Genomic DNA, 9,586 nt, shown 5'->3' with positions numbered 1-9,586 from the left:
GCCGACACCGCGCAGCCCTGATCGGCGTAGGTCCCCGCCCCGATGATGGGCGCGTCGCCGATGCGGCCCCAGCGCTTGGCGGTCGTGCCCCCGGTGGAGGTGCCGGCCGCGATCCGGCCCTGGCTGTCCAGCGCCACCACGCCGACCGTGCCGAAGCGATGGTCGTCCAGGTCCAGCGAGGCCGAGGCGCCCGGCGCCGGCGGAGCACCTGCGGGCCGGGCCGGATGCGGCACGCCGCGCTCACTCAGCACTTCCAGCAGCTGGCCCCAGCGGCGCTCGGTGAAGAAGTACGCCGGCTCGACCTGCTCCAGCCCGACGGAGGCGGCGAACACATCCGCGCCCTCCCCCGACAGCATGACGTGCGGCGAGCGCTCCATGACCGCGCGGGCCAGCGCGATCGGATGGCGCGTCCGCGAAGCCCCGGCGACCGACCCGGCCGCCATCGTCTCTCCGTCCATGATGGCCGCGTCGAGCGAGTTGGTCCCCTCGGTCGTGAAGACCGCGCCCCGCCCGGCGTTGAACAGGGGGTCGTCCTCCATCAGCTCGATGGCGGCCTGGACGGCGTCCAGCGCTGAGCCGCCGTTTCTCAGCACCTGGGAGCCGGCCTCGAGCGCGGCGGTCAGGGCGGCGCGGTATTCCGCGTCCCGCTCGGGCGTCATCTGGGCGCGGGCGATGGTCCCGGCCCCGCCGTGCAGCGCGATGGTCCAGCGCGCCTCGGCCTCCTGGGCAGCGGCGGAACCAGCCGAAGAGAGCAGGGCGAGCGCGGCGCAGGTCGCGAGTTTCATCATCAGGTCTCCCATAAATATCAGTCGCGCGAGGCGCGGCCCGGCAGCGGAACCGTCATGTTCAGCGCCGTCTGGGCGTCATTGAGGAAGCCCTGGATCAAGGTGATCTCGCCGGGCTGGACCTGGCCCTGCACCATGCGGACGTGCAGTCGGCCCTCGACTTGCTCCACCGTCGCCACGCGCTCGCCGGCCACGAGGGTGAGCGGCACGCTGAGATCGCGGATGACCCGATAATCCCCGGGCAGCGGCACGATCGTGCGGCGCTCGCACGTCACCATGGCCAGCGTCTCGGAGACTTCCACGCGCGGCAGGATGCCCTGCCGATTGGCGATGGTGAACTGGGGCGCATCAAGGGTGACGAGCTCCCCGTCGCGCGCGACCACCGGACGGCAGACATCGGCGATCTGTGCGCTGGCCGCACCGGCGGCGGCCAGCACCACCAGGCCCAGGGACATCGAGATGAAGATCTTCATAGCTTACTCCTGCGCCACCCTAGCCTGAACCGGCCCCGGCGCCGACCTCATGCGAGAGCGGCGCGAGCCAATCGGTCCCCAGACGATGTGCGTAGTTGCGCCAGCGGCCCGAGCTGGTGCGGTAGAGCGGCTCCCGCACCTGCCAGACGCTGGCCGTCCGCACGGCGCCTTGGCGGCCGACGAAATCGAGCATGGCGGGATCCCAGCCCAGGCCGAGCGCCTCGACGACTCGCCGCGCCTGCGGCTCCGGATCAGCGACCAGGGCGTCATAATCCACGTCCAGGATGGCGTCCGGCCACAGCTGCTTCCAGTGGCCCATCAGCCGTCGGTACTGGCCGTGCCAGTGGGCCATGTCGTCCAGGTCCATCGCCTGGGGCATGGAGCTGTCCAGGTGAAGCATCCAGTTCGACAGGCAAACATCGCGGGCGTCGCGCACCGTGTGGAGGACGCGCGCCGACGGGAACATCCGTTTGATCAGGCCGATGTTCAGGAAGTTGTCCGGCCGCTTGTCGGTCAGCAGCCCCTCGCCAGGCCGCAGCTGCTGGGCCTCTGAGCGATAGAGGTTGGCCAGTTCGGCGAACACCGCCGCGCTCGCAGTGGCGGCCGCCTCCGGCCAAGGCTGAAGGCGCTGCCCGATCAACGCCGGCAGCAGATTCAGTTCGCCGCCTGCCCGCATCTCCGGATGCCCGGCCAGAATTCGCTCGAGCAAGGTCGACCCCGAGCGGAACAGGCCGCAGATGAAGACCGGCGCCTCGCCCGCATCCGCATCCTCGGAGACTGCTTCGGGGAAGGCGGCGATCATCCGCGTCACGAAGGCCTCGACCGCCGTCCGGTCGTACCGCGCGCCCGAGGCCTGACGGCTGGCGGCGTTGGCCGCGCCGTAGGCGTCAAAGGCCGCGTCATGGTCACCGACCGCGTCCAGCGCCCGGCCGAGGGCGAAACCCAGCTCGGCCCGATCCTCCGGACGTGACACCGCGCTCAGCCCGGCGCGCAGCCGGCCGATCAGCGGGTCGGCCGGCGCCGAAAACCGGCTGGCGTTGGCCAGTCGCGCCAGCGCCAGCGGATGACCCGGCGCGATCTCCAGCGCCCTGCGGTAGGCGGCCTGGGCGGCGTCGCGGCGGCCGCGATCCTCATGCAGGTTGCCCAGGTTCAGAAGCGCAGGGAGATAGGCCGGATTCAGCCTGAGCGCCGCCTCCAGTTCCGCCTCGGCCTCGTCGGGCCGGTCGAGGTCGTCGATCAGGATGACGGCGCGGTTGAGGTGGACCTCCTCGGGCTCGCTGACGCCGCGCTTCAGGGCCTCCGCATAGGACGCAAGCGCGTCCTCGAACCTCCGCGTGCGCCGCTGCATCAGGGCCAGGTTGTACCAGCTGTCCGGCAGGTCGGGCCTGAGCGCCAGCAGCCGCGTGTAGGCCGAAACCGCCTCTTCGGCGCGGCCGGCCTGGCGGGCCTCGGACGCCTGGCGCGCCAGGGCCTGTTCCTCAGGCGTGGGCGCTCGCCCGCTCACCGCTTCAGACGCTCCGCCGGGGCAGGTCGGGCAGATGCGCCTTCAAACACGCCCGGACGTCGCGTTTCAGATCGCCGGGCGCGTGGGCATAGTCCACACCTTCGGCTGCGAACACCGCCCGCACGGCCGCATCCAGCCCCTGCGGCAGGGCGGCGATGACCCGCTGCTGGCCCTTCTCGTGAAGACAGAAGCCGAGCTCGATGCAGAGCGCGCTGAACATCTCGGTGTGGTCGTCGATCCCGTCCATCGTCAGCTCTTCAGCCGCGCCGCATGGAAGGCGACGTGATCGTCGATGAAGCTGGCCATGAAGAAGTACGAGTGGTCGTACCCGGGCTGCATGCGCAGGTTCAGCCCCTGCCCCGCCTTGTCGGCCGCCGCCTTCAGCAGCTGCGGCTTCAGCTGTTCCTCCAGAAAGGGATCCGCGTCACCTTGGTCGACCAGGATCGTGTCGTAGACCCCTCGCGCTCGACCGCCCTCGATCAGGCGCGCGGCGTCGTGCTCCGCCCAGACGTCGGGGTCCGGCCCCAGGTATGCCGCGAACGCCTTCTCGCCCCAGGGGCAGCGCGTGGGCGAGCTGATTGGTGCGAAGGCCGAGACCGACTGGAACAGCTCCGGGTGGCGCAGCGCCAACGTCAGGGCGCCGTGCCCGCCCATCGAATGGCCGAAGATCGACCGCGCCGGCCCGGCCGGAAACGCTCCGTCGATCAGCTCGAGCAGTTCGCCGGTGACATAGCTCTCCATCCGGTAGTGGTCGGACCAGGGCGCCTCAGTCGCATCGACATAGAAGCCGGCCCCCTGCCCAAGGTCATAGGCCGGATCATCGGCCACGCCCTCGCCGCGCGGCGAGGTGTCCGGCGCCACGACGATCAGCCCGTGCTCGGCCGCCGCGCGATAGGCGCCCGCCTTGGTCGTGAAGTTGTCCTCTGTGCAGGTCAGGCCCGACAGCCAGATCAGCACCGGAAACGGCCCCTCCCCCGGCGGCGTGAACACCGACAGGGTCATGGGCGTGCCGGTCGTCGCGCTGTCGTGGCGCAGATAGCGCAGCGTTCCGCCGTGGACGATGTGCTGCTTGACCGTCTCCATCAGGAAGGACGGTGCAGGGCGCAGATCTTGTTGCCGTCCGGATCGCGCAGGTAGGCGAGCACAAGCTTGCCGAAGGCTCCGTTGCGTTCTCCGGGCGGGTCCTCGATCGAGGTTCCTCCCGCCGCCACCCCTGCGTCGTGAAAGGCCTGCACCATCTCGGGCGTCCTGGCGTGAAAGCCGATGGTTCCGCCGTTGGCGTGGCAGGCGGGCTGGCCGTCGATGGGCTTGCCCACCGCGAAGGCTCCACGATCCGTTCGCCACCAGTAGCGCCCCTTCGGGTCCGGGCCGCTGGCGGGCGGCAGGCCAAGGGCTCCAAGCGCCGCGTCATAGAACCGGCGTGACGCCTCGACATCGTTCGAGCCAACGGTGATGTGGGTGAACATCCAAAACCTCCTATTCGCCTGCGCGCGACAGCCAGCGCATTACGCCCAGAGCGAGACGATCATTGTGCAGGCCAGGCACGTTCATCCCGAAGCGAATGTCTTCGCGCGCCTGCTCAGGCGGGAAGCGGACCACCTGGGCGGAGAACATCCCCGCCTCGCCGAAGACGACGACCCGGCCCCGCCCGTGCTCGAACGCAAGCGCCTGAGCCCGGCCTCCGACCGGGACAGCCAGGCCGTCGAGGTTCGGTGATCCGTCGCCGGTGGCCCTGAGGGCCGCATCGGCCTGCGTCAGCTCAGCCCGGTCCGGCGCTTCCCAGGCCTCGTCGGCCAGGCGCATGAGCACCGTCGACCCCGCGGGCCCGGTGAGGGATTGCCCACCGAACGAGCGCACGCGCTCGACACCTTCGGTCGTGGGATGCGACCCCAAGTCGCCATCGGCGCGCGAATAATCGATGTTCGCCGTCAGGCCTGGTCCGTCGGGCGCACGCTCGAAGGCCCAACCCGTTCCCATGGCCACCCCGAAACGGGCCGCAAGCGACTGCGCGACCAGGCCGAAGGGCGCGTGATCCGCGATGAGGAACAGCGAGCCGCCATTGCGGACCCATCGCTCGATCGCGGCGGTCTCGTCCTCGGTGAAGGCGGGTTCCACAGCGTCCCCCGCATTGGGTGATCCCGCATTGGCGATGACGAGGATGCTTACGGAGGCGAGGCTCGCGTCGGTGAAACGCGAGGTCCCCGCCGCGACCCTGTACCCGTCCGCCCGCAGCAGGTCGGCGAACGGCGCGTATCGGCCGCCCGCCGTGTGAAAGTTGGCGTGGGCCTCGTCGATGACCACGACCGGACCCTCGGCCGGCCAGGTCGGCGTCCCGACCCGGGGGACCCAGTCGGGGTCAGCCATCTGCTGTTGCGCCAGGGCCGGCGTGGCGAAGACCAGCCACGCCATGGCGAACACGAACCTGAGCATCGCGATCTCCTCCCCGCCCCGACTATACGTCCCTTTGCGATCCTGGGTCGCTCGGATCCGGGAAATAGAGTTCATTGCCGTCCGGATCGGCGACAATCAGGGTGCGATAGCCCCACCAGCCCCAGGTGAAGGCGACGCCGCGCTCCGTCAGGCGCTCAGGCAGGCCGTTCCAGTCCTCGGCGATCAGCTCGATGAACAACATGGCCTTGCCGCGCTTCTCCGGCCACTGGCTGGACAAGATGATTTCGGCGTCGTCCCGGTCCACCTGAGCGACGAATTTGCGGCCGCCGTCGTCGCGAAAGCTCCACGCCTCGGCGAAGCCCATCCCGTCGACGTAGAAGGCGAGCGCCGTCTCCACGTCTGCGACGAACACCATCGGCCGTGTGTACCAGCGGCCCATTGACCTAGAACACCACTACCGACCGGATGCTCTCCCCCGCGTGCATCAGGTCGAACGCCTCGTTGATCCGCTCCAGCGGCAGGGTGTGGGTGATCATCGGGTCGATCTCGATCTTCCCGTCCATGTACCAGTCGACCACCTTGGGCGTATCGGTCCGGCCGCGCGCGCCGCCGAAGGCCGAGCCGCGCCAGACCCGGCCGGTAACCAGCTGGAACGGGCGGGTGGCGATCTCCTTGCCGGCCTCGGCCACGCCGATGATGACGCTCTCGCCCCAGCCGCGATGGCAGGCCTCCAGCGCCTGGCGCATGACGGTCGTGTTGCCGGTGCAGTCGAAGGTGTAGTCGGCCCCGCCGCCGGTCAGCTCGACCAGATGGGCGACCACATCGTCGACCGTCTTCGGATCGACGAAATGGGTCATGCCGAAGCGCCGGCCCCACTCCGCCTTGGCCGGATTGATGTCGACCCCGACGATCATGTCGGCCCCGACCATCCTCAGCCCCTGGATGACGTTCAGCCCGATCCCGCCGAGGCCGAAGACCACGCAGTTGGCCCCCGGCTCGACCTTGGCCGTATTGACCACCGCGCTCACGCCCGTGGTCACGCCGCAGCCGACGTAGCAGGCCTTGTCGAACGGCGCGTCCCTGCGGATCTTCGCCACCGCGATCTCGGGCAGGACGGTGTAGTTCGAGAAGGTCGAGCAGCCCATGTAGTGGGCGATCGGCTGGCCCTTGTAGCTGAAGCGGCTGGTGCCGTCGGGCATCAGCCCCTTTCCCTGCGTCCCCCGGATGGCGGTGCACAGGTTGGTCTTGCGGCTGAGGCACGACTTACACTGGCGGCATTCCGGCGTGTACAGCGGGATCACGTGATCGCCGACCTCGACCGAGGTCACGCCGGGCCCGACCTCGACCACCACGCCCGCGCCCTCGTGGCCGAGGATGCTCGGGAAGATGCCCTCCGAATCGAGCCCGTCCAGCGTATAGGCGTCGGTGTGGCAGACGCCGGTCGCCTTGATCTCGACCAGCACCTCGAACGCCTTGGGCCCCTCCAGGTCGACCTCGACGATCTCCAGCGGGCGCTTGGCCTCGAAGGCGACGGCGGCGCGGGTTTTCATCTGGAATCTCCCTCAGGGCCTCCCTACCCTTAGGACCCTTCCCGCCGTCAGGAAACCGCCCATGCGCTACCTCCACACCATGGTCCGCGTGTCGGACCTCGACGCTTCGCTTCGATTCTGGTGCGACCATCTGGGCCTGCGCGAGATGCGCCGGATGGAGAATGAGAAGGGCCGGTTCACCCTCGTCTTCCTGGCCGCGCCCAATGACGCCGGACGCTCGGAGGCCGAGCGGTCGCCCGAGGTGGAGCTGACCTGGAACTGGGACCGCGAGGACTACACGGGCGGGCGCAATTTCGGGCACCTGGCCTACAAGGTCGACGACATCTATGCGGCCTGCCAGCGGCTGATGGACGGCGGGGTGACCATCAACCGGCCGCCGCGCGACGGGCATATGGCCTTCGTCCGCTCGCCCGACGGGATTTCGGTCGAGCTGCTGCAGGAGGGCCAACCCTTGCCGCCCGCCGAGCCCTGGGCCTCGATGCCGAACACGGGCGTCTGGTGAACCTGGTCGTCCTGACCGGCGCAGGGATTTCAGCCGAGTCCGGCGTGCCGACCTTCCGGGCCGGCGACGGCCTGTGGATGGGGCATCGGTTCGAGGACGTAGCGACGCCGGAGGCGTTCGCGCGCGATCCGGCGCTGGTGCAGGACTTCTACAATCAGCGCCGACGCCAGCTTCCGGGCGTCCAGCCCAATGCGGCGCACCGGGCGCTGGCCGAGCTGGCGGCGCGGTGGCCGGGGCGGTTCACCCTGGTGACCCAGAACGTCGATGACTTGCACGACCGGGCGCATGCCGAGGTCGCGCCGGCCGACGGCTTCAAGCTGATCCACATGCACGGCGAGCTGCTGAAGGCGCGCTGCACGGCCTCGGACACGGTCTGCGACTGGCCGGGCGACCTGGCGGCCGACGAGCCGTCGCCCCACCACCCCGAGGGCCGGATGCGGCCGCACATCGTATGGTTCGGCGAGATGCCGCTGGAGATGGAGCGAATCGAACAGGCCTTGGCCGAGTGCGACCTGTTCGTCTCCATCGGCACCTCGGGCGCGGTCTATCCGGCGGCGGGGTTCGTCCAGGCGGCGAACCTCGTCGGGGCCCGGACGGTGGAGATCAACCTCGAACCCACGCAGGGCCGCTTCCTGTTCGACGAGGGCGTCTATGGGCCGGCGACGGAGGCTGTCCCGAGGTTCTGCGCCACGCTCTGAGCGGGCTTTGCCAAGCTGGCTCGCCTGGGCCATCGTCGGCCATGCCTCGTCAGCGATTCCCGTTCGGCCAGCCTGAGCGCCCCGCGCGCGGCCCCGTCGTCGCGGCGATTATCGTCGGTAACCTGATCCCCATTTTCGGCGTGCTCTTCCTGGGCTGGAGCGCCGGATCGATCCTGATCCTCTACTGGATCGAGAACGCCATCGTGGGCCTGTTCACCCTGCCGCGAATCCTGATGGCCGAGGGCGAGAGTCCCGAGATCGCCGGCCGCGAGAACCCGCCGGGCCGCCTGGGCACGGCCATGTTCTTCCTCATCCACTATGGGATCTTCTGGACCGTGCACGGGGTGTTCGCCGGAGTCCTGGCCGCCAGTTTCCCGCGTGTCGAGGGCGATGGCCTGTGGACGGCGGGCAGCTTCGCGCTCGCGGTGCTGGCCATGGTGGTGACTCACGGTCTGATGTTCTGGCGAACCTGGATCAGGATCGACGCGCGCCGGACGGCGTCGCCCGTCGGCGAAATGTTCAAGCCCTACGGCCGGCTGATCGTCCTGCACGTCACGGTGCTGCTCGGCGCGTTTGGCCTGTCGCAGCTGGGGGCGCCGGCCTGGACCATCACCCTGCTGTGCGTCGGCAAGATGATTTTGGAACTCGGCGCCGAGACGGTCATGCGCCTGTTCCCCGAGGAGAAGGAGCCGGCCTAGTCGGCCGCGCGACCGATCAGGGCAAGCTCCGACCCGGGCCGAAACTCGCTCGACGGCGCGATCAGGGCCATGGCGTCGCCGCCGCGCCAGACGGACACCGCCAGGGGCGGCTCGCGCTCGTCCAGAACCGGATCGAGGCCGAGGGCGCGCAGGTGCGGTTCGGCGGCTTCCGCGATGGTCCGGACGCCGCCCTCCGCGATGCCGACGGAGCAGGTCAGACGGTCGCGCCGGGCGCTCATCCGGATGGTTCCGGCGTGCGAGCCCCGCATCTCGATCTCCGTCGGCGTCGGCTGGAGGTCGGCGGCGCCGATGCGAATGTCGTCCGGCCAGACCTGCATGACGGCGTAACCCGCGCGCTCAGCCGCCGCGATCGAGGGCCACATGTCGCCGGTCTGGATGAAGGGGCCGCAGATGTCGCGGACCACCTGCTCGGTGATCAGGCGGACGTTCATCGACTGGGCCGGCGCGGACGCCGGAGCGGCGGCCAGCAGGGCGGCGAGGACGAGGCGCTTCATGGCCTCATCCTCGCTCCGATGCCGGCGTCACGCCACTGACGCCGTCTGATCGGTCAGGCGTCGACCTTCACCACGCCGCGGCGGATCTGGTCGAGCTCGATGGAGTCGAACAGGGCCTGGAAGTTGCCCTCACCGAACGCCTGGTTGCCCTTGCGCTGGATGATCTCGAAGAAGATCGGGCCGAAGGTGTCCTGGGTGAAGATCTGGAGCAGCAGGCCGTCCTGCTCGGAGCCGTCGATCAGGATGCGGTTCTTGCGCATCCGGGCCACGTCATGGCCGTGGCCGGGCAGGCGCTTGTCGATCAGGTCGAAGTAGGTCTCGATGGTGTCCTGGAAGGGGATGCCGCGGCGCTTCATCTCCTCGACGGTCTCGAAGATGTCGTCGGTGTGCAGCGCGATGTGCTGGATGCCCTCGCCGTTGTAGCGGCGCAGGAACTCCTCGATCTGGCTCTGCTCGTCCTGGCTCTCGTT

14 protein-coding genes are annotated in these 9,586 nt (G+C 69.5%); 3 read left to right on the top strand and 11 right to left on the bottom strand.

The genetic code is table 11. From position 1 onward, the window contains the following. From Q0M60_RS00845 to Q0M60_RS00805, 9 genes are all read right to left on the bottom strand, one after another. The coding region (locus tag Q0M60_RS00845) for an isoaspartyl peptidase/L-asparaginase (protein ID WP_296814737.1) at window positions 1-788 on the bottom strand (788 nt) is incomplete at its 3' end. A 17-nt stretch (window positions 789-805) separates the two neighbouring features. After that, window positions 806-1,258, bottom strand: a complete 453-nt coding sequence (locus Q0M60_RS00840) for a hypothetical protein (protein WP_296814735.1) — start codon at window positions 1,256-1,258, stop codon at window positions 806-808. A 19-nt stretch (window positions 1,259-1,277) separates the two neighbouring features. Continuing rightward, a complete protein-coding gene (locus Q0M60_RS00835; protein WP_296814733.1) occupies window positions 1,278-2,762 on the bottom strand; it encodes a tetratricopeptide repeat-containing sulfotransferase family protein in 1,485 nt (494 codons plus the stop codon). 4 nt (window positions 2,763-2,766) lie between these two features. Then, window positions 2,767-3,009 carry a hypothetical protein gene (locus Q0M60_RS00830; protein ID WP_296814731.1) on the bottom strand — a complete coding sequence of 81 codons (243 nt, stop codon included), beginning with the start codon at window positions 3,007-3,009 and terminating at the stop codon, window positions 2,767-2,769. 2 nt (window positions 3,010-3,011) lie between these two features. After that, entirely contained in the window at window positions 3,012-3,845 is an 834-nt protein-coding gene (gene fghA / locus Q0M60_RS00825) for an S-formylglutathione hydrolase (protein WP_296814728.1), read from the bottom strand. Beyond that, window positions 3,845-4,228, bottom strand: coding sequence for a VOC family protein (locus Q0M60_RS00820; RefSeq protein WP_296814726.1), 384 nt, complete (start codon window positions 4,226-4,228; stop codon window positions 3,845-3,847). The genes fghA and Q0M60_RS00820 overlap by 1 nt, the downstream gene beginning before the upstream one ends. Before the next feature lie 10 nt (window positions 4,229-4,238). Then, a complete protein-coding gene (locus tag Q0M60_RS00815; protein ID WP_296814724.1) occupies window positions 4,239-5,192 on the bottom strand; it encodes a DUF4350 domain-containing protein in 954 nt (317 codons plus the stop codon). A gap of 22 nt (window positions 5,193-5,214) precedes the next feature. Next, window positions 5,215-5,592 (bottom strand): VOC family protein, encoded by a 378-nt coding sequence (locus tag Q0M60_RS00810; protein WP_296814721.1) that lies wholly within the window; start codon window positions 5,590-5,592, stop codon window positions 5,215-5,217. Window positions 5,593-5,596: 4 nt separating this feature from the next. Beyond that, entirely contained in the window at window positions 5,597-6,703 is a 1,107-nt protein-coding gene (locus Q0M60_RS00805) for an S-(hydroxymethyl)glutathione dehydrogenase/class III alcohol dehydrogenase (protein WP_296814718.1), read from the bottom strand. Between the two features lie 61 nt (window positions 6,704-6,764). Between Q0M60_RS00805 and Q0M60_RS00800 the strand changes: the two genes are divergently transcribed. From Q0M60_RS00800 to Q0M60_RS00790, 3 genes are read left to right on the top strand one after another with little or no spacing between them, the layout of a single operon-like run. Continuing rightward, window positions 6,765-7,205, top strand: a complete 441-nt coding sequence (locus Q0M60_RS00800; protein WP_296814715.1) for a VOC family protein — start codon at window positions 6,765-6,767, stop codon at window positions 7,203-7,205. Then, on the top strand, window positions 7,202-7,903 hold the full coding sequence (locus Q0M60_RS00795; protein ID WP_296814712.1) for an NAD-dependent deacylase: 702 nt from the start codon (window positions 7,202-7,204) through the stop codon (window positions 7,901-7,903). The genes Q0M60_RS00800 and Q0M60_RS00795 overlap by 4 nt, the downstream gene beginning before the upstream one ends. Window positions 7,904-7,944: 41 nt before the next feature. Beyond that, entirely contained in the window at window positions 7,945-8,601 is a 657-nt protein-coding gene (locus tag Q0M60_RS00790; protein ID WP_296814710.1) for a DUF6498-containing protein, read from the top strand. On the opposite strand, the gene Q0M60_RS00785 is transcribed toward Q0M60_RS00790, so the two are convergent. Further along, complete coding sequence (locus tag Q0M60_RS00785; RefSeq protein ID WP_296814707.1) at window positions 8,598-9,116, bottom strand: hypothetical protein; 519 nt, start codon at window positions 9,114-9,116, stop codon at window positions 8,598-8,600. The two genes, Q0M60_RS00790 and Q0M60_RS00785, sit on opposite strands and share 4 nt — an antisense overlap. Window positions 9,117-9,169: 53 nt before the next feature. Then, the coding region (locus Q0M60_RS00780) for a VOC family protein (protein WP_296814704.1) at window positions 9,170-9,586 on the bottom strand (417 nt) is incomplete at its 5' end.

This window comes from Brevundimonas sp., assembly GCF_024711105.1.
Taxonomy (GTDB): Bacteria; Pseudomonadota; Alphaproteobacteria; order Caulobacterales; family Caulobacteraceae; genus Brevundimonas.
Note: the sequence above shows the minus strand (reverse complement) of the source record. Positions and strands in the feature narration are given on the sequence as shown.

Bases quoted from the DNA above. Each gene is read 5' to 3' on its own strand.
- Q0M60_RS00820 (WP_296814726.1), bottom strand. From the start codon at position 4,228: ATGTTCACCCACATCACCGTTGGCTCGAACGATGTCGAGGCGTCACGC.
- Q0M60_RS00830 (WP_296814731.1), bottom strand. From the start codon at position 3,009: ATGGACGGGATCGACGACCACACCGAGATGTTCAGCGCGCTCTGCATC.
- Q0M60_RS00815 (WP_296814724.1), bottom strand. From the start codon at position 5,192: ATGCTCAGGTTCGTGTTCGCCATGGCGTGGCTGGTCTTCGCCACGCCG.
- fghA (WP_296814728.1), bottom strand. From the start codon at position 3,845: ATGGAGACGGTCAAGCAGCACATCGTCCACGGCGGAACGCTGCGCTAT.
- Q0M60_RS00810 (WP_296814721.1), bottom strand. From the start codon at position 5,592: ATGGGCCGCTGGTACACACGGCCGATGGTGTTCGTCGCAGACGTGGAG.
- Q0M60_RS00800 (WP_296814715.1), top strand. From the start codon at position 6,765: ATGCGCTACCTCCACACCATGGTCCGCGTGTCGGACCTCGACGCTTCG.
- Q0M60_RS00805 (WP_296814718.1), bottom strand. From the start codon at position 6,703: ATGAAAACCCGCGCCGCCGTCGCCTTCGAGGCCAAGCGCCCGCTGGAG.
- Q0M60_RS00790 (WP_296814710.1), top strand. From the start codon at position 7,945: ATGCCTCGTCAGCGATTCCCGTTCGGCCAGCCTGAGCGCCCCGCGCGC.
- Q0M60_RS00840 (WP_296814735.1), bottom strand. From the start codon at position 1,258: ATGAAGATCTTCATCTCGATGTCCCTGGGCCTGGTGGTGCTGGCCGCC.
- Q0M60_RS00785 (WP_296814707.1), bottom strand. From the start codon at position 9,116: ATGAAGCGCCTCGTCCTCGCCGCCCTGCTGGCCGCCGCTCCGGCGTCC.